Below are 17,761 nucleotides of genomic sequence, written 5' to 3'. Positions count from 1 at the left end.
CATGACCGCGCCCTCCCCGCCCGCCCGCAGGAAGGGGCCGCCGCGCTGGCGCGCCATGGCCGGCAACGTGCGCGAACTGGTGGTCAAGGAGCTGATCAGCCTGTGGCGCGATCGCGCGCTCATGGTGCTGGTGCTCTACGCCTTCACGGTCGCCATCGTGCTCCAGGCCAACGGCATCAAGCACGACCTCAACCGCGCCACCGTGGGCGTGGTGGACGAGGACAATTCGGCGCTCTCCAATGCGATCCTCGACGCGCTGCTGCCGCCGCGCTTCCAGGCGCCGGTCCATCTGTCCCCCCAGGACGTGAACCGGGCCATGGACGCGGCGCGCTACACCTTCGTGCTCAACGTGCCGCCCGACTTCCAGTCGGACGTGCTGGCGGGGCGCAACCCGCAGGTCCAGCTGCTGATCGACGCCACCGCCTTGATGCAGGCGGGGCTCGGCGGGAACGACATCTCCGCCATCTTCCAGGAGGAGGTGAACCGCTTCGTGCTGCGCCATTCCGAAGGGGTCGCGACGCCGGTGGAGCTGAAGATCCGCGTCGCCTTCAACCAGGGGCTGGAATCCTCCTGGTTCACCGGCACCATGGGCCTGATCACCAACGTCACCATGCTCTCGGTTCTGCTCGCCGGCGCGGCGCTGATCCGCGAGCGCGAGCATGGAACCCTGGAGCACCTGCTGGTGCTGCCGGTGCGCCCGTCCGAGATCATGCTGGCGAAGATCCTCGCCAACGGCGCGGTGATCCTCGTCGGCTCGGCCTTCAGCGTCGTGGTGGTGCTGCAATGGGGACTGGGCATGGGGATCACCGGCTCGGTGCCGCTGTTCCTGGCCGGGGCGGCGCTCTACCTGTTCTTCACCGCGTCGCTCGGCATCTTCCTCGGCACGCTGTCGGGCTCCATGCCGCAGTTCGGGCTGCTGTTCTTCCTCATCGTGCTGCCCATGAACATGCTCTCGGGCGGCTTCACGCCGCTGGAGAGCATGCCGCAATGGCTGCAGACGGCGATGCAGGCCTCCCCCTCCACCCAGTTCGTCGCCTTCGCCCAGGCGATCCTCTACCGGGGAGCGGGGATCGACATCGTCTGGCCGCGCTTCGCCGCCACCTTCGGCATGGGCCTGCTGTTCTTCACCATCGCGCTGGCGCGCTTCCGCACCTTCCTCGCCGCCCAGCAGTGAGACCGCTCACGGCGCTGCCGCCGGGGTGCCGGAGAGCACCGCCGCCAGCTTGCGGCCGCGCGGATGGCCGGCGCAGAAGGTGAGCGCGACGATCAGCACCGGCACGCCGATGAAGGCGCCCGGAAGGCCCCAGAGGAAGGCGAAGAAGAACACCGAGAACAGCACCAGGAACGGCGAGACGGCAAGCGTCTTGCCGGCGATCCGCGGCTCGATGTAGCTGCCGGAGAGGAACTGGATCAGGTTGAGGCAGACGAAGACGAACAGCGCCATCTCCCAGGACTCGAACTGGGCGAGCGCGAACACGGTGGGCAGCAGCGTCGCCACGAACGGGCCGATGAAGGGGATGTAGTTGAGCGCGAAGGCGATCGCGCCCCAGGCGAGCGCCAGCTCCAGCCCCGAGGCCAGCGTGAAGGCCCACACGGCGACGCCGGTGGCGAGGCTCATGAGGGTGCGCACGATCATGTATTTCCGCAGCTTCTCCGCCGCCGCCGCGCCGGCCGCCACCATGTAGGCGCCGCGCCCGCCTTCCCTGAGCTTGAGGAGCTGCGATTTCAGCGCGTCCACCTCGAGCATGCCCAGAAGGAAATAGAGGAAGGTGAAGACCAGGAACGAGGCCAGCGAGTGCAGGCGGCCGGAGATGTCCTGGAACACCCGGAGCATCCAGCGCACGTCGAAATGATCCGCCATCACGCTGGCGAGCACGAAATCGTGGCCTTCGAGCCAGGCGACGAGCTGGCCGTACAGCGCCTGGAACCGCGCCGCATTGGCGAACACCCATTGCCCGGCATGGCCGAAGCCCCACACCACCAGCGAGGTCACCGCCCCCACCACCGCGAGCGCCACCACCAGCGTCAGGAGCACGGCCGCGATCTTCGGCAGCATTGCCTCGAGCCGGCGCTGCAGCGGCCAGGCGAGCGCCATCACGAACACCGCGAACACCACCGGAACGATCAGGGTCCGCGCCTCGCGCAGCGCCGCGCACACCACCACCAGGGCCGCGAGCCCGACCAGCGCCCTCATGGCGTTCTCCCCCATCCGTCCGCGCCCGCCGCGGCGTCCCTTTATGGGCGAAAGCCCGGGGCGGGCGAAAGGGCGATCCGGGTCCGGCCGGCGGAAATGCGACGGAGCGCCGCCGCCCGCTACCGGCGTGCCCGCTCGCGCTGCGACGCAGCTTTCCCTTTACCTGCAAGGCTCTATAAAGAGGCCGAGCGAGATCGGGACGGACCGGGAATGACGCAGCGGCGCATGGGCTTCGGCACGGCGGGCAGGCCAAAGGCGCCCGCCCGCGCGCGCCTTTGGGCGCTCGCCGGCTTTGGCCTGCTCGCTCTGTCCGCCTGCGCGCGGCCCGAGGGCGTGCTGGTGCCCGTGGCGGTAAGCGAGGTGCCCGGCACCCGGGTCGACATGCTGGTCGCCACCACCCGCGCGCCGAGCGCGGTGACCGGCGTCGTGTTCTCCGGCGAGCGCGGCGACGGCCTCGCCTTCGCCGACGTGGCGGTCTCGGTGCCGCGCGACCGGCCGATAGGCTCGGTGCAGTGGCCGTCCGGCCCCAACGGCGATCCGGCGCGCGAATTCGTCGTCACCCGGCTCGATCAGCTCCAGCGCACCGACATCCCCGCCTGGTTCAAGGCGCGCCACGGCCAGAAGCGGCGCGTGCTGGTGTTCGTCCACGGCTTCAACACGCGCTTCGACGCCGCGGTGTTCGGCTACGCCCAGTTCATCGCCGACACCGACGCCTCGCTGGTGCCGGTCCTGTTCTCCTGGCCCTCGCGCGGGCGGGTGACGGACTATGTCTACGACCGCGAGAGCGCCAACTTCTCGCGCTCCGACCTTGCCTACGTGCTCGGCACCGCGGCGGCGAGCCCGAAGGTGGACGAGGTGGTGGTGATGGCCCATTCCATGGGCGCCTGGCTCGCCGTCGAGGCGCTGCGCCAGCTGGCGCTGAAGGACGGGCGCGTGCCGGCGAAGATCACCAATGTGGTGCTCGCCTCCCCCGATCTGGACATCGACGTGTTCGAGCGCCAGATGCAGGAGCTCGGGCCGAAGCGGCCCAAGATCACCATCTTCGTCTCGCGCAACGACAAGGCGCTCAGCCTTTCGCGCCTCCTCGCCGGGCAGGTGACGCGGGTCGGCGCGGTGGACCTCAACGATCCCCGATATGCCGCGCGGCTGGAACGGGCGCGCGGCATCACGGTGGTCGACCTCACCGCGCTGCAAGGTGGCGACGCGCTCAACCATTCGGTCTTCGCCACCCAGAAGGACATCGTCCAGCTGATCGGGGCGCGGCTCTCCGGTGGCCAGGATCTGGGCGAGGAGCAGGGCCTCGTCGCCCGCGTCGGCGGGGACGTCGGCAGCGCCGTCGGAGCCGTGGCGGTGGCGCCGATCCTGGTGTTCTCCGGCGGCGGCAACTGAGCGCCCGCTCAGCGCAGCATGAAGCCGATGGCGAGCGCGTTGGCGATGTCGATGAAGAAGGCCGACACCAGCGGCAGGATGATGAAGGCGAGCGGTGCCGGCCCGTGGGTGCGCGTCACCGCGGTCATGTTGGCGATGGCGGTGGGCGTCGCCCCAAGGCTGATGCCGGTGAAGCCGGCCGCCAGCACCGCCGCCTGATAGTCGCGCCCCATGGCGGGAAACACCACGAACAGGATGTAGGCCACCGCCACCAGCGTCTGCAGCCCGAGCACCACGGCGAGCGCCGGGCCGAGCCCGCCCAGCGTCCACAGCTGCATGCTCATGAGCGACATGGCGAGGAAGATCTTCAGCGACAGGTCGGAGATCAGCGCCAGCGCCGGCGTGCGCGCCGGCCAAGGCGAGCGCGGCATCAGCCGCGGCAGGGTGTTGGTGGCGACGATGGCGACCAGCAGGCACACCACGAACAAAGGCAGCTTGATGCCGGTCTTCTCCACCAGCTCCTCGAGCGAATAGGCGACGAGGATCACCACGTTCAGCACCAGCAGCGAGCGCAGGATGTTGTCGTAGGTGACCTTGCCCGCGTCCGGACCGACATCGTTCTCGGGCAGGCCGACCATCGGCGGCAGCAATTCTTCGCTGGAGAGCTTGAAGCGGCTGATGAGGATGCCCGCCACCGGCCCGCCGACCAGGCTGGCGATGACCAGGCCGAGCGTCGCGCTGGCGATGCCCACCTCCAGCGCATGGGCCAGGCCGAAGCGCTCCGAGATGAGCGGCGCCCAGGCGATGGTGGTGCCGTGGCCGCCGATGAGCGAGACCGAGCCGAGCAGCGGGCCGATGCCCTGGGGCAGATCGAGCAGGGCCGCGCCGCCGATCGCGACCAGGTTCTGCAGCCCGAGATAGGCCACCGTCAGGGCCAGCAGGATGAACAGGGGCCGTCCGCCCGTGGCGAGGTCGGACAGGCGCGCATTGAGACCGATGCCGGTGAAGAAATAGAGCAGCAGGACGTCGCGCGCGGCGAGGTCGAAGGAGATGGCGAGGCCCAGCAGGCGGTAGGCGGCAAGCGTCGCGAGCGCGGCCAGCAGGCCCCCGGTCACCGCCTCCGGGATGTTCCAGGCGCGCAGCGGCGCGATGGCGCGGTTGAGCCCGGCGCCGACGAAATAGACCACGATGGCGAGGGTGAAGGCGAGAAAGCCCGAGACCTCGTAGCTGACCGGCATGCGCCCCTCCCTCCGGGTGGAGCCCACTCGGAGCCCGTTTGGAAACTCGTTCCCTTGGGTGCTTGCAGCACCTGCGGGCGGGTAATCTGCGGCCTGGCCGGGCTCGTCCCGGCCAGGCCGGGGTGATTTCGGCGGCGCCCGTTTGAAAGTCCAAACCGGCGCTTAGAAGCTGCCCACCAGGGAGCCGAGCACGATCACCGCCGCGAGCGCGATCAGCGCGCCGACGATGCCCGCCATGACGATGTCGAGATAGCCCTCCTTGTGGGAGACGCCGCACACCGAGAGCAGCGTCACCACCGCGCCGTTGTGGGGAAGGCTGTCGAGCGTGCCCGAGCCGATCACCGCCACGCGGTGCATGAGCGCCGGGTCCATGCCGATCTCGGCGGCGATCTTCATGTAGGTGGGGCCGAGCGCGTCGAGGGCGATGGTGAGACCGCCGGAAGCGGACCCGGTGAGCGCGGCGAGGATGTTGGTGGCGACCGCCAGCGACACCAGCGGCCCGCCCTCGATGCCGAGCACGAAGTCGCGCACGGTGGCGAAGGCGGGCAGCGCGGCGACGATGGCGCCGAAGCCCACCAGGCTCGCCACCGACAGGATCGGCAGCACCGAGGCGTTGGCGCCGGCCGACATGGTGGCGCGCAGCACCGGCACGGAACGGAAGTTGATGGCGATCACCGCGATGATGGCGCAGGTGAGCGCCACCATCACCGACCACACGCCGCCCACCGCCGACAGGCTGGTGCCGCCCCATTGCGGCAGCGCCAGGAACGCGGTGTCCATGCGCGGCAGCACCACGAACGACATCAGAAGGTTGACGATGATGACGACGATGATGGGCAGCGCCGCGAGCAGGATCGGCGGGCCGGTCTCCGCCTCGTCGCTGCGGTGGATCTCCGCCGGGTCGAACGGGCCGGCGGTGGTGGCGCGCTCGCGCACGATCGGGTCCTCGACCGCGCTCTCGGCTGACGCCTCGGGATCGACCACGGCCGCGCCGAAGCCCTCGCCGCGGGCGCGGGCGGCCGCCTCGCGCCGCTTCAGCCACCACATGCCGAACGCGAGCATGATGAGCGAGGCGATGAAGCCGAGCCCCGGCGCCGCGAACGGCGTGGTGCCGAAGAACGGCATGGGAATCGCGTTCTGGATCGAGGGCGTGCCGGGCATGGCCGACATGGTGAAGGTGGAGGTCCCGAGCGCGATCGCCGCCGGCATCAGGCGCCGCGGCACGCCCGCCGCCCGGAACAGCGCGATGCCCATGGGCGCCAGCACGAAGAAGGCGACGAACAGCGAGACGCCGCCATAGGTGACGATGGCGCCCGCCAGCACCACGGCGAGGATGGCGCGCGCGGCGCCGAGCTTGCGCGTCATGTAGTCGGCGATGGAGGAGACCGAGCCGGAATCCTCCATCAGCTTGCCGAACACCGCGCCCAGCAGGAACAGCGGGAAGAATTGCGCGACGAAGTCCGCCGCGTTGCGCATGAAGGTCTGGGTCCAGCTCGCCAGAAGCGGCTCGCCCGAGAAGGCGGCCGCGATCAGCCCGGCGATGGGCGCGAGGATGAGGATCGAGGAGCCGCGGAAGGCGAGATAGATCAGGACCGAGAGGCCGACGAGGATGCCGATGAGACCCATGGCTCAGAGCTCCGACAGCAGCATGTTGAAGTCCACCGTCGACGCCTTGCCGATGTCGTGGCCGTGCTGGTCGAGGAACACCTGCGCGGCCTTGCGCCCCTCGTCCTTGAGCATGGTGAGGAATTCCCACTCGGCGTTGAGCTTGGAGGAGAAGCCGAGGCCCGCCATGATCGGGTTGCGCACGATGTGCACCCGCATGCGCGCCCAGTTGCAGGCCTCGCTGTCGCCGGTGAGCTCGGCCGTGTGGCGCTGCAGCAGCGCCATCATGTAGAGTTCCTTGATCGCCACCGAATTGAACGACACCTCGTTGAGGCGGTTGAGGATCTCCGCCGGGGTCTTGGGCGTGCCCGGCCGCTCCAGCGGGTTGATGGGGATCAGGATGGTGTCGTCGGATTTCAGCTCGCTCACCAGCGGGGCGAGCGTGGGGTTGCCGGAATAGCCGCCGTCCCAATAGGCCTCGCCGTCGATCTCCACCGCCTGGAACAGGGTCGGCAGGCAGGCCGAGGCCATCAGCGCCTCGGGGGTGATGTCGGCGTTGCGGAACACCCGCGGACGCCCGGTGCGCACGTTGGTGGCGGTGATGAACACCTTGACCGGCGAGGCGCGCAGGCGCTCGAAGTCGATCTGCTTGGCGAGGATCGGCGCCAGCGCGTTCCCGCCCATGGGATTGAACTGGTAGGGCGAGAACATGCGCGTCATGAAGTCCATGAACAGGTAGCCCGGCGCGCTGTCGAGGCCCCAGCGGCCGAGCATCTTGTCGAGCGGCGAGCGCTTGAAGGGGCTGAAGCGCGCCGCCTCGGAGACGTGGGCCCAATAGCTGTCGAGCGCCTTGCGCGCGCCCTCGGCGCCGCCGGCCGCATAGCCGTCGGCCAGCACCGCCGCGTTCATGGCCCCCGCCGAGGTGCCAGACACGCCCTCGATGTCGAGCCAGGTCTCTTCCAGGAGACGGTCGAGGACGCCCCAGGTGAATGCCCCGTGGGAGCCGCCGCCCTGAAGCGCCAAGTCCACCAGCACCGGTTCTCTGTCCATCTCGCGATCCCCTCTGCATGGGCGCACGCCCGCCGCCGCCGGTGGCGGCGGCCTGCACCTTCCTGGCCCTCCCGGTCCTGCTTCTTGGTCTTTTCTTTTTGGCGGGCGCAGGCATGCCGCGTCCGCCGAAATCCCGCGCCTCAGGCCGGCTGGGCGGCCTCGCCCGCCGGCGCGGCGGCCCGCTCCGGCCCGGTCTTGGGGCCGAACCAGGCGACGTAGAGCGCCGGCAGGAAGATCAAGGTGAGCAGGGTGCCCACCAGCAGCCCGCCCATGATGGCGAAGGCCATGGGCCCCCAGAATACGGTGGGGGCGATGGGGATCATGCCGAGCACGGTGGAGACCGCGGTGAGCATGATCGGCCGGAAGCGCACCGAGGAGGCGGCGATCACCGCGTCCCAGACGGTCTTTCCGGCGGCGCGGTCGGCCTCGATCTGGCCGATCAGGATCACCGCGTTCTTGGTGATCATGCCGATGAGGGCCAGAACACCGAGGATGGCGACGAAGCCCAAGGGCCGCCCCGAGAGCAGCAGCGCCCCCACCACGCCGATCAGCCCGAGCGGCGCCACCGACAGCACGATGATGATGCGCTGGAAGCTCTTCAGCTCGAACATGAGCACGGAGAACATGAGCAGCAGCATCACCGGCACCACGGCGACGACCGAGGCGAGCGAGGCGGCGCTCTCCTCCACCGTGCCGCCGACCTCGATCCGGTAGCCCGGCGGCAGGGTCTTGCGCAGCGCCTCGATCTTCGGCTCCAGCTTCTCCACCACGCTCTCCGGCAGCACGCCCTGGCGCACGTCCGCCTGGACGGTCAGCGTCGGCACCCGGTCGCGCCGCCAGATGGCGGGATAGTCCTGATCGTAGGCGAAGGAGGCGATCTGTGAGAGCGGCACGGTGCGCCCGCTCGGCAGCGGCACCTGGAGCGTCGACAGGCTCGCCAGCGAGACGCGCTCCTCGTCGGTGGCGCGGGCCACCACGCTGACGAGATAGATGTCGTCGCGCACCTGGGTCACCGCCTGGCCTGACAGCACCGTGTTGAGCACCCCGGCGAGCTGGGCGGTGGACAGGCCGAGCAGGCGCGCCTCGTCCTGGTCCACCTCGATGCGCACCTGTCGCGCCGGCTCGATCCAGTCGAAATTGACCTTCTCGGCTTGCGGGTTCGAGGCCACCACGCTGGCGAGGTCGAGGGCGAGCGCGCGCACCTTCTCGATGTCCGGCCCCGAGACGCGGTACTGCACCGGCCAGCCCACCGGCGGGCCGAGCTCCAGCGGCGCGATGCGCGCCACCAGCTGCGGGAAGTCCTGCGCCAGCGCCTTCTCCAGCTTGGCCCTCAGGCGGTCGCGGGCGGCCACGTCCTGCGCCACGATCACCGACTGGGCGAAGAAGTCGTTGGGCAGCTGCACGTCCAGCGGCAGGTAAAAGCGGATCGCGCCGCGGCCCACATAGGTGGACCAGCGCTTCACGTCCGGATCGTCCGCCAAGAGCGCGTCGAACGCCTGGGCCACGCTCTCGGAGGCGTAGATCGAGGCGTTCTGCGGCGAGGCGAGGTCCACCAGCAGTTCGGGCCGGTCGGAGGCGGGGAAGAACTGGCGCGGGATCAAGGGCAGCGCCAGCACCGAAAGCACGAACAAGGCGATGGTGACGGCGATGGTGACCCAGCGCAGCTTCAGGCACAGCACCAGGAAGCCGCGATAGATGCCCATGACGCCGCGGGGCGGGGCGTCGGGATCGGGGATGCGGTCCTTGGGCGGCGCCTTCAGGATCAGCACCTGCAGCAATGGGGCGAACAGCACCGCCACGAGCCAGGAGACGATGAGCGCTATTCCCACCACGGCGAACAGGGTGAAGGTGTATTCGCCCGCCGAGGAGGCGGCGAAGCCCACCGGCACGAAGCCCGCCACCGTCACCAGCGTGCCCGCCAGCATCGCCGCCGCGTAGGCCTTGAAGGCATAGGAGGCCGCCGTCACCTTGTCGTCGCCGGCGGCGAGCCGGGTGAGGGTCGCGTCGGTGGTGGTCATGGCGTCGTCCACCATGAGCGCCAGCGCGATGATGAGCGCGCCCAGCGAGATGCGCTGCATGTCGATGTGCACCAGCTGCATCAGCGCGAACACGATGGCGAGCGTCAGCGGAATGGCGAGGGCGACGATGGCGCCGGCGCGCACGCCCAGCGCGATGAACGAGACCACGAGGATGATCGCCACCGCCTGCCACAGGCTCTCCATGAACTCGGCGATGGCGCTCGACACCGTCACCGCCTGGTCCGCCACCAGATGCGCCTCGATGCCGATGGGCAAATCGGCGATCTGCCGGTTCATGGCGGCGTCGATGTTCCCGCCCATGGCGAGAATGTCGCCGCCGTCGCGCATGGCGATGGCCAGGCCGATGGACGGCTTGCCGTTGGTGCGGAACAGGGGCTGCGGCGGGTCGGCGAAGCCGCGCCTGATGGTGGCGATGTCGGCGAGCCGGATCAGCCGCCCGTTGGCGACGAAATTGACGTTCGCGACGTCCGCCTCCGAGGTGAAGGCGCCGGAGACGCGGATGGAGATGTTCTCCTTGCCGGTCTGGATCTCGCCCGAGGGCCGCACGATGTTCTGCGCCTGCAGCGCGGCGAGCACGGCGGCGCGGTCGATGCCGAGGCTCGCCAGCTCCTGCATGGAGAACTCGATGAAGATGCGCTCGTCCTGCGCGCCGAGGATCTCGATCTTCGAGACGTCCGGCACGTGCAGCAGCTGCGAGCGCACCTCCTCCACATAATCGCGCAGCTCGCGGTGGCTGAAGCCGTCCGCGGTGAAGCCGTAGATGATGCCGAAGGTGTCGCCGAACTCGTCGTTGAAGAACGGCCCGACGATGCCCTGGGGCAAAGTGTGGCGGATGTCGCCCACGCTCTTGCGCACGTGATACCAGATGTCCGGCACCTCGGCGGCGGTGGCGGAGCCTTGCAGGTGCACGAAGATCGTGGTCTGGCCCGGCTTGGTGTAGCTCTCGAGGTAATCGAGCCTCGGCACCTCCTGGAGCTTGCGCTCCAGGCGCTCGGTGACCTGCTTGAAGGTCTCCCCGAGCGTCGCGCCCGGCCAATTGGCCTGCACCACCATGGTCTTGATGACGAAGGTGGGGTCCTCGGCGCGGCCCAGGTTGCGGAACGCCATCACCCCGGCCACCACCGAGATGGCCATGAGGTAGATGATGACGGAGCGGTGCTTCAGCGCCCAGGCGGAGAGGTTGAAGCCGCTCACGGCTGCGTCCCCAGGAGGCGCACCTGCTGGCCCGGATGCAGCGCCTGCACGCCCGCCGTCACCACGATCTCGGCGGGCTTCAGGCCCTCGGCGACGGTGACGGTGGCGGGGGTGAAGCGCAGCACCTCGACGTTGCGCAGCGCCACGGTCTTGGCCTTGGGATCGACCACCCAGACCGCCGGCTTGTCATTGAGGCGGGTGAGCGCGCTCGCCGGGATCTCGATCACCGGCCCGCCATCCACGCTCACGCGGCCAATCACCGTTGTGCCGAGGCGCAGCGCCGGCGGCGGATCGATCAGCCCCACGCGCACCCGGAAGGTGCGGGTCACCGGGTCCGCCTGGGGCGCCACCTCGCGCACCCGGCCGGTGGCCTTGGCACCGGCGTCGCCGGCGAGCGTTACCTCCACCAGCGGGTCGGCGGGCAGCGAGGAGAGCAATGCCGCCGGCACGTCGAACACCGCGTCGCGCCCGTCCTGGCGCGCCACCTCCACCACGCTCTGGCCGGCCTGCACCACCTCGCCCGGCTCGGCCCGGCGCTGGGTGACGACGCCGGCCGAATCGGCCTTCAGCTCGGTGAAGCCGAGCCGGTCCCGCGCCATCTGCAGCCGCGCCTCGGTGTCCTCCACCTGGGAGCGGGCGTTGAGATAGGCCTGCTCGGCCTGTTCGTACTGCGCCCTCGGCGTGAAGCCGCGGGCCAGGAGCTGGCGCTGGCGCTCATACTGGTTGCGGGTCTGGGACAAATTGGCCTGCGCGGCCGAGAGCGCCGCCTGCGCCGAGCGCAGCGCGTTCTGCTCGTCCTGGGGATCGAGGCGGGCCAGCACCTGGCCGGGGGCCACCCGGTCGCCCACGTTCACCAGCCGCTCGATCACGCGCCCGCCGATGCGGAAGCCGTAGGAGGCCTCGTTCTGCGCCTCCACCTGGCCGGTGAGCGTCACCGCGTCGCCGGCGGCGCGGCTCGCGGCGAGCGCGGTGCGCACCGGGCGCGGCTCCGGCGCCGCCGCCTTCGGCTCCTCGCCGCAGCCGGCGAGCAGGAGCGCGCCAACGAGCAAAGCGGGCGCTGGAAGACGCCTCAAGAAGCTGGCGACTGCGTGCGGCGTGCGGGACATGACGTCGGCCAAGGGAACATCCTTTTCGCAGTGCGACCCGGCTTCGCTATAGCGGAGCCTGCGATGTGTCGCCAGTAAGTCGAGCACACCATGGCCACGCACGACGATTTGTGCCCGTCGAGGCATGAATACGACTACCGCGTTGCATGAATGTCATTCACGGGGAATTCGCCATTCCAGCGCCACATTCCGTTGACCTGCGGCTTGCTTGCGGTCTAGTCTTACCGCGACGGTTCCCCTCGGGGATCAAAAGGGAACGCGGTGCTCCGCTCCGCCCGGCGACGGGCAGGTGGAAATGCCGTGGCTGCCCCCGCAACTGTAAGCGGCGAGTCCTTCGTCTCAAATGCCACTGGGCCGTTCAGCCTGGGAAGGCGGCGACAGGACAGCGACCCGTGAGCCAGGAGACCTGCCGTCAGCCGTGGTCACGCGCGAGCACGTCGGGCGGGGTGTCCTGATGGTGGCGGAATCCGTTCGGCCGGTGCGCCGGCGGGCGCCTCGTTCGCGGTGACGGACCACCCGTGCCGAGGCCGTCATGCCGTCCCTTTTTCCTCCCAGCCCTCGCGGCGCCGCGCGCGCCGCCCGCTTCCTCGTGTCCACCGCCCTTCTCGTCGTCCCCGGCGCCGCCTTCGCCCAGTCGCCGGCCGCTGCCGGCGCTCCGGCCATCGACCTGCCCGACGTGGTGGTGACCAGCCCCACCGGCATCCCGACCCCCGAGGACGAGGTCGCCTCCTCGGTGAGCGTGGTCACCGCGCAGGAGATCGAGCGCAAGCAGTTGCGTACCCTGCCGGAGGTGCTGGAGAGCCTTCCCGGCCTCAATGTCGTGCAGACCGGCGGGCCGGGCGGGCAGACCTCGGTGTTCATCCGCGGCACCAATTCCAACCATGTGAAGGTGCTGATCGACGGCATCGACGCCGGCGATCCCTCGACCCCCAACGGCGCCTTCGACTTCGGGCAGATGCTCGCCACCGACCTCGCCCGGGTGGAGGTGCTGCGCGGTCCGCAGAGCGGCCTCTACGGCTCGGACGCCATCGGCGGGGTGATCTCGGTCACCACCAAGAAGGGCGAGGGGCCGGCCAAGGCGTTCGGCTATGCCGAGCTCGGCGCGTTCGGCACCTTCAACCAGGCGGTGGCGCTCAGCGGCTCCACCGACAAGCTGTCCTACTCCTTCAACGTCACCCATTTCTCGTCCCCCGACACGCCGGTGACGCCGGCCGACATCGTGCCGGCGGGCTATCCGCGCAATCCCAACGCCTACGACAATTGGACCTATTCGACCCGCCTCGACTACGCGGTGAGCGACACCTTCGCGGTCAATTTCGTCGCCCGCTACATCGACAGCCAGCTCTCCTTCACGCCGGACATCTACCCGCCGCCCACCTATTCCGGCATTCCCGCGCCCGAGCGCTCCACCAGCTACGCCTCCCTGTTCTTCACCAAGGGCGAGGGCGTATGGAAGGCGCTCGACGGGGCGCTGGAGACCGCGTTCGGCGTCAGCGCCATGACCTCGAGCCGCCCCACCGACGGCCCCAACGCCAGCGTGAACGGCGACTATACCGGCGACCGGCAGATCTATTACCTGCGCTCGCTCTACACTTTCGCCCCGGGCCAGAACGTGCTGGCCGGCGTCGAGCGGCGCAACGAGAGCATGACGTCGCAGACCGCCTACACCCAGCTGGACGCGGCCACCGGCAATACCGGCGTCTATGCGGAGTATCAGGGCCAGTTCTTCGAGCGGCTCTTCCTCGCCGCCAATGTCCGCTATGACAGCGACGACACGTTCGGCGACCACACCACCTGGCGCCTCGCCCCGGCGCTGCTGTTCCCGGAGACCGGCACCAAGCTGAAGGCGAGCTACGGCACCGGCTTCAAGGCGCCGACCCTCTACCAGCTCTACGCCCCCTATTACGGCAATGCCGCCCTCAAGCCGGAGGAGAGCACCGGCTACGACGCCGGCTTCGAGCAGGAATTCTTCAAGGGCCGCCTCGCCTTCGGCGCCACCTGGTTCCACAACGACATCACCAACCTGATCAGCTACGATCCCGTCACCTATCAGAACGTCAATATCTCCAGCGCCACCACGCAGGGCGTCGAAGTGTTCATGGCGGTCCAGGTCACCGACACGCTGAAGGTGCGCGCCGACTACACCTATACCGACGTGGTGGGCTATTTCCCGCCCGGCCAACCGTTCGGCGCCGCCTGCGCGCCGCTCACCGCCACCTCGTGCCTCCCGCTCAGGCGGCCCAACGACAAGGTGAGCGTGAGCGTGAACTGGCAGGCCACCGACAAGCTCGACCTCACCGCCACCCTCATCTATGTCTCGTCCTGGTGGGACATCGAGCGCCTGACGTCGAATTATGTGGACCAGCCGGGCTATACCATCGTGAACCTCGCGGCGAACTACGCCCTGAGCCCGAACGCCACGGTGTTCGGCCGCATCGACAACCTGTTCGACGAGACCTACGAGAACCCCAACGGCTTCCTCGCCCCGGGCTTCGGCGCCTTCGCCGGCCTGAAGCTGACCTATTGAGGCGGCCAATGATGCGGACGGCGCTACTGCTCCCGGCCCTGCTGGCCCTTCTCGCCGCCTCCCCCGCCGTCGCGGGGGAGGCGAAGCCCGCCCGCATCGTCTCGCTCAATCTGTGCGCCGACGAACTGGTGCTGCGCCTCGCGGACCCCGGCCGCGTCGCCTCGGTCACCTACCTCGCCCGCGACCCGCGCGCCTCCAACGTCGCCGGTCTCGCGGCCCAGGTGCCGATCAATCGCGGCCTCGCCGAGGAGATCGTGCCGCTCGCCCCGGACCTGGTGATCGCCGGCGCCTTCACCACCCGCGCCACCACCGCCATGCTGCGCCGGCTCGGGCTCGAGGTGATGGAGCTCGGCGTGCCCGCTTCCCTGGAGGAGGCCTACGCCCAGATCCGGCAGGTGGCGGCGCGCCTCGGCGAGCGCGCGCGCGGCGAGGCCATGGTGGCCGAGATCCGGGCCGCCATGGCCGCCTTGCCCCCGGCCCCCGCCGACCGCGCCACCGCCGTGGTGCTGCGGCCCAACGGCTTCACCGCCGGGCGCGGCTCGGTGCCGGACGAGGTGCTCGCCCGCGCCGGCCTCGACAACCTCGCCGCCCGCCTGTCCACCGACCGCATGGGCCAGCTGGCGCTGGAGGAGATCGTCGTCGCCCGCCCGGACCTGCTGGTGGTGAATGCGGCGCCCGACGCGCCGCCCTCCCTCGCCGACGAGCTGCTGCACCACCCCGCTTTGGCGCCGTTCGCCAAGGCGGACCGCGCGGTGCCGCTGCCGATCCGCCTGTGGACCTGCGCCGGGCCGGGCCTTGCCGAGGCGGCGGCGCGCCTCGCCGCCGCGCGCACCAAGATCGCGCCCGGCGCGCCGGGCCCCCGCGCCGCCACACCCGAAGGCCGCCGGCAATGACGGACGGGACGCACGACCACCACCGCCTGCTCCTCGCCGGCCTCGCGCTGCTGGTGGTGGCGCTGTCCGTGGCCTCGGTGCTCATCGGCTATGCCCCGCTCGATCTCGGCGCCGCGGTCTTGGACCTCCTCGCCGGCCGCGCGAGCCTGCCGGCGCTGGTGCTGGCCGAATTGCGCATTCCCCGAGCGGTGCTGGGCGCGGCGGTCGGCTTCAGCCTGGGCGTCACCGGGGCGGCGCTCCAGGGGCTGATGCGCAACCCGATCGCCGATCCCGGCATCGTCGGCGTCTCCGGGGCGGCGGCGCTCGGGGCCGTGGTGGCGTTCTATTTCGGCTTCTCCGCCGCCTTCGCGCTCGCTCTGCCCCTCGGCGGGCTGATCGGCGCCGGCATCGCCACCGTGTTCCTGCTGAGTGTCGCCCGCTCGGGCGCCGACACCGCCACCTTGATCCTCGCCGGGGTCGCCATCAACGCGCTCGCCGGCGCGCTCACCGCCCTCGCCCTCAACCTCGCCCCCAGCCCCTATGCGGCGCTGGAGGTGGTGTTCTGGCTCATGGGCTCGCTCGCCGACCGCTCGCTGGTCCACGTGGCGCTGGCGCTGCCCTTCATGGTGCTGGGCTGGGCCCTGGTGCTGTCCTCGGCCCGCGCCATGGACGCGCTGACGCTCGGCGAGGACGCGGCGCACAGCCTCGGCTTCTCGCTGAAGCGGGTGCGCCTGGTGGTGGTCGGGGGCACGGCGGCCGCCGTGGGGGCGAGCGTGGCGGTGGCGGGCGCCATCGGCTTCGTCGGCCTCGTGGTGCCGCATCTGATGCGCCCGCTGGTGGGCCACCGGCCGGGCCGGCTGCTGCTGGCGAGCGGGCTCGCCGGCGCCGCCTTGACGCTCGGCGCCGACATCGTCGTGCGCCTCGTCCCGACCCGGCCGGAGCTGAAGCTCGGCGTCATCACCGCCATCATCGGCGCGCCCTTCTTCCTCGCCATGCTGCGGCGGTTGAAGGTGGAGGGGCCATGATCGTCGTGGCGGAGGGCGTCGAGGCGCGGCGCGGCGCGGCGGCGGTGGTGCGGGGCCTCTCGCTCGCGGTGCGCGGCGGCGAGCTGCTCGGCCTCATCGGCCCCAATGGGGCCGGCAAGACCAGCCTGTTGCGCGCTTTGTGCGGCCTCGACCCGCTGGCGTCGGGCCGGATCGTCTTCGACGGCCGCACGCCGGCCGAGATCGGCCGCGCCGCCTTCGGCCGCACCCTCGCTTATCTGCCGCAGAACGGGCGCATCCACTGGCCCATGACGGTGGCGCACGTGATCGCCCTCGGCCGTCTGCCGCACGGTGCCGCCGTGCTCGACGCCGCCGCGCGCCGCGCCATGGCGGCGGCGGACGTGACCCATCTCGCCGGCCGCACCACCGGCACGCTCTCCGGCGGCGAGCGCGCCCGGGTGCTGCTGGCGCGCGCCTTGGCGGTGGAAGCGCCGGTGCTGCTGGCGGACGAGCCGGTGGCGGCGCTCGACCCCTATCACCAGCTGCAGGTGATGGAGCTGCTGCGCGCCAATGCCCGCGCCGGTGCCGCCGTGGTGGCGGTGCTGCACGATCTGACCCTCGCCGCCCGGTTCTGCGACCGGCTCGCTTTGATGGACCAGGGCGCCCTGCGCGCGCTGGGCACGCCCGCCGAGGTGCTGGCGCCCGCTCCCGTGGCAGCGGCCTACCGGGTCTCCATCGAGTGCGGGGCACGCGGCGGCGAGCCCTTCGTGATCCCCTGGAGCCGCCTCGACGGCCCCGCCGGCAAGGAGCCCACGCCATGACCGACCTTCTCGGCGACCCCAACGCCGTGCGCGGCGCCGGCGCCTTCGCTTTGCTGCACCACCATGCACAGGACCCGCGCGCCGGCTGGAGCCTCGGCGTGTTCGGCGGCATCGCCGAGTTCATGCGCGATGCCGGGGAGCCGGCCCGCATCGCCGCAGCGCCCGAGCGGATCGAGGTCGCCACCGCGCGCGGCGCGCTGCGGGTGATCGCCCATCCCGGCCTCGTCGCTTTGCCCTACGAGATGCCCTCGCGCCACGCGGAGCGCCGCGTGCCGGCGATCGCGCTCTGCCTGCCGGCCGCGCAGGCGGCGCGCGCCGGCCGGCGCGCCATCGCCGAGATCGGTCCCGACCTCGCGGCGATCCGGGAGGAGGACCGCGGCGCCGTCCTGTTCGACCTCGGCATCGGCCTCGACGCCGTGGAGGCCTGCGTGCGCACCCGCGACCCAGTCCTCATCGCCGCCCTGCGCAAGGCCGAGGGCCGGCAGATGTTCGATCCCGACGGCCCGATCGGCGCGATCCTCGCGGCGAGCCCGCACCGGGTGTTCGTCAGCGCGCTGGGCCGCATCGAGGTCTTCCAGCCGATCCCGCCCGCCGACGGGCGCAGCCCCGACGGGCCGCACACCCACGTTCTGCCCAGGCTGCTGGCCCACGGGCGCACCCACGCCGCCAGCGTTCCGATCCCCGACGGGCTGGTGCCGGGCCTGTCGCTCCATCCGCCGCGCGCCGGAACTCCCGGACGCGCCTGAACGGCGCCCGTCGGCCAC

13 protein-coding genes and 1 riboswitch are annotated in these 17,761 nt (G+C 70.8%); of the genes, 7 read left to right on the top strand and 6 right to left on the bottom strand.

Annotation, left to right across the window (positions count from 1 at the left end):
- The first annotated feature begins 1 nt into the window (after position 1).
- Positions 2-1,174, top strand: a complete 1,173-nt coding sequence (locus tag ABLE88_RS09290) for an ABC transporter permease (RefSeq protein ID WP_348831247.1) — start codon at positions 2-4, stop codon at positions 1,172-1,174.
- A 6-nt stretch (positions 1,175-1,180) separates the two neighbouring features.
- Here the strand turns inward: ABLE88_RS09290 and ABLE88_RS09285 are convergent, their stop codons facing one another.
- Positions 1,181-2,194 (bottom strand): AI-2E family transporter, encoded by a 1,014-nt coding sequence (locus ABLE88_RS09285; protein WP_348831246.1) that lies wholly within the window; start codon positions 2,192-2,194, stop codon positions 1,181-1,183.
- 210 nt (positions 2,195-2,404) lie between these two features.
- Between ABLE88_RS09285 and ABLE88_RS09280 the strand changes: the two genes are divergently transcribed.
- Positions 2,405-3,583, top strand: a complete 1,179-nt coding sequence (locus ABLE88_RS09280) for an alpha/beta hydrolase (RefSeq protein ID WP_348831245.1) — start codon at positions 2,405-2,407, stop codon at positions 3,581-3,583.
- Positions 3,584-3,591: 8 nt separating this feature from the next.
- Here ABLE88_RS09280 and gltS read toward each other — a convergent pair whose 3' ends face one another.
- The 5 genes from gltS to ABLE88_RS09255 form a co-directional block, all read right to left on the bottom strand.
- The gene (gltS, locus tag ABLE88_RS09275) at positions 3,592-4,800 is read right to left on the bottom strand and encodes a sodium/glutamate symporter (RefSeq protein ID WP_348831244.1); all 1,209 of its coding nucleotides are present in this window, start codon (positions 4,798-4,800) and stop codon (positions 3,592-3,594) included.
- A 162-nt stretch (positions 4,801-4,962) separates the two neighbouring features.
- Positions 4,963-6,426: a GntP family permease gene (locus ABLE88_RS09270; RefSeq protein WP_348831243.1), complete on the bottom strand. Its 1,464-nt coding sequence runs from the start codon at positions 6,424-6,426 to the stop codon at positions 4,963-4,965.
- A gap of 3 nt (positions 6,427-6,429) precedes the next feature.
- Positions 6,430-7,455, bottom strand: coding sequence for a patatin-like phospholipase family protein (locus ABLE88_RS09265; RefSeq protein WP_348831242.1), 1,026 nt, complete (start codon positions 7,453-7,455; stop codon positions 6,430-6,432).
- Between the two features lie 140 nt (positions 7,456-7,595).
- Positions 7,596-10,688 carry an efflux RND transporter permease subunit gene (locus tag ABLE88_RS09260; RefSeq protein WP_348831241.1) on the bottom strand — a complete coding sequence of 1,031 codons (3,093 nt, stop codon included), beginning with the start codon at positions 10,686-10,688 and terminating at the stop codon, positions 7,596-7,598.
- Entirely contained in the window at positions 10,685-11,806 is a 1,122-nt protein-coding gene (locus tag ABLE88_RS09255) for an efflux RND transporter periplasmic adaptor subunit (protein WP_348831240.1), read from the bottom strand. The genes ABLE88_RS09260 and ABLE88_RS09255 overlap by 4 nt, the downstream gene beginning before the upstream one ends.
- 202 nt (positions 11,807-12,008) lie before the next feature.
- A riboswitch (cobalamin riboswitch) is annotated at positions 12,009-12,222 on the top strand.
- Positions 12,223-12,326: 104 nt separating this feature from the next.
- Between ABLE88_RS09255 and ABLE88_RS09250 the strand changes: the two genes are divergently transcribed.
- Genes ABLE88_RS09250 through ABLE88_RS09230 form a run of 5 tightly spaced genes read left to right on the top strand, consistent with a single transcriptional unit; the run spans position 12,327 to position 17,743 of the window.
- A complete protein-coding gene (locus ABLE88_RS09250; protein WP_348831239.1) occupies positions 12,327-14,321 on the top strand; it encodes a TonB-dependent receptor plug domain-containing protein in 1,995 nt (664 codons plus the stop codon).
- Positions 14,322-14,329: 8 nt separating this feature from the next.
- On the top strand, positions 14,330-15,214 hold the full coding sequence (locus ABLE88_RS09245) for an ABC transporter substrate-binding protein (protein WP_348831238.1): 885 nt from the start codon (positions 14,330-14,332) through the stop codon (positions 15,212-15,214).
- Positions 15,211-16,218: a FecCD family ABC transporter permease gene (locus ABLE88_RS09240; protein ID WP_348831237.1), complete on the top strand. Its 1,008-nt coding sequence runs from the start codon at positions 15,211-15,213 to the stop codon at positions 16,216-16,218. The genes ABLE88_RS09245 and ABLE88_RS09240 overlap by 4 nt, the downstream gene beginning before the upstream one ends.
- On the top strand, positions 16,215-16,997 hold the full coding sequence (locus ABLE88_RS09235; protein ID WP_348831236.1) for an ABC transporter ATP-binding protein: 783 nt from the start codon (positions 16,215-16,217) through the stop codon (positions 16,995-16,997). The genes ABLE88_RS09240 and ABLE88_RS09235 overlap by 4 nt, the downstream gene beginning before the upstream one ends.
- Positions 16,994-17,743, top strand: coding sequence for a DUF6925 family protein (locus ABLE88_RS09230; RefSeq protein ID WP_348831235.1), 750 nt, complete (start codon positions 16,994-16,996; stop codon positions 17,741-17,743). The genes ABLE88_RS09235 and ABLE88_RS09230 overlap by 4 nt, the downstream gene beginning before the upstream one ends.
- The last annotated feature ends 18 nt before the right edge of the window (positions 17,744-17,761 follow it).

Origin of the sequence: Xanthobacter luteus (assembly GCF_040049235.1) — a bacterium.
Lineage (GTDB): Bacteria > Pseudomonadota > Alphaproteobacteria > Rhizobiales > Xanthobacteraceae > Xanthobacter.
The sequence above is the reverse complement of the archived record's forward strand: the minus strand, read 5'-3'. Positions and strand labels throughout refer to the sequence as shown.

Excerpts from the sequence above, each read along its gene's own strand:
- ABLE88_RS09240 (WP_348831237.1), top strand. The coding sequence starts at position 15,211 with ATGACGGACGGGACGCACGACCACCACCGCCTGCTCCTCGCCGGCCTC.
- ABLE88_RS09230 (WP_348831235.1), top strand. The coding sequence starts at position 16,994 with ATGACCGACCTTCTCGGCGACCCCAACGCCGTGCGCGGCGCCGGCGCC.
- ABLE88_RS09250 (WP_348831239.1), top strand. The coding sequence starts at position 12,327 with ATGCCGTCCCTTTTTCCTCCCAGCCCTCGCGGCGCCGCGCGCGCCGCC.
- ABLE88_RS09235 (WP_348831236.1), top strand. The coding sequence starts at position 16,215 with ATGATCGTCGTGGCGGAGGGCGTCGAGGCGCGGCGCGGCGCGGCGGCG.
- ABLE88_RS09290 (WP_348831247.1), top strand. The coding sequence starts at position 2 with ATGACCGCGCCCTCCCCGCCCGCCCGCAGGAAGGGGCCGCCGCGCTGG.
- ABLE88_RS09245 (WP_348831238.1), top strand. The coding sequence starts at position 14,330 with ATGATGCGGACGGCGCTACTGCTCCCGGCCCTGCTGGCCCTTCTCGCC.
- ABLE88_RS09270 (WP_348831243.1), bottom strand. The coding sequence starts at position 6,426 with ATGGGTCTCATCGGCATCCTCGTCGGCCTCTCGGTCCTGATCTATCTC.
- ABLE88_RS09285 (WP_348831246.1), bottom strand. The coding sequence starts at position 2,194 with ATGAGGGCGCTGGTCGGGCTCGCGGCCCTGGTGGTGGTGTGCGCGGCG.
- gltS (WP_348831244.1), bottom strand. The coding sequence starts at position 4,800 with ATGCCGGTCAGCTACGAGGTCTCGGGCTTTCTCGCCTTCACCCTCGCC.
- ABLE88_RS09280 (WP_348831245.1), top strand. The coding sequence starts at position 2,405 with ATGACGCAGCGGCGCATGGGCTTCGGCACGGCGGGCAGGCCAAAGGCG.
- ABLE88_RS09265 (WP_348831242.1), bottom strand. The coding sequence starts at position 7,455 with ATGGACAGAGAACCGGTGCTGGTGGACTTGGCGCTTCAGGGCGGCGGC.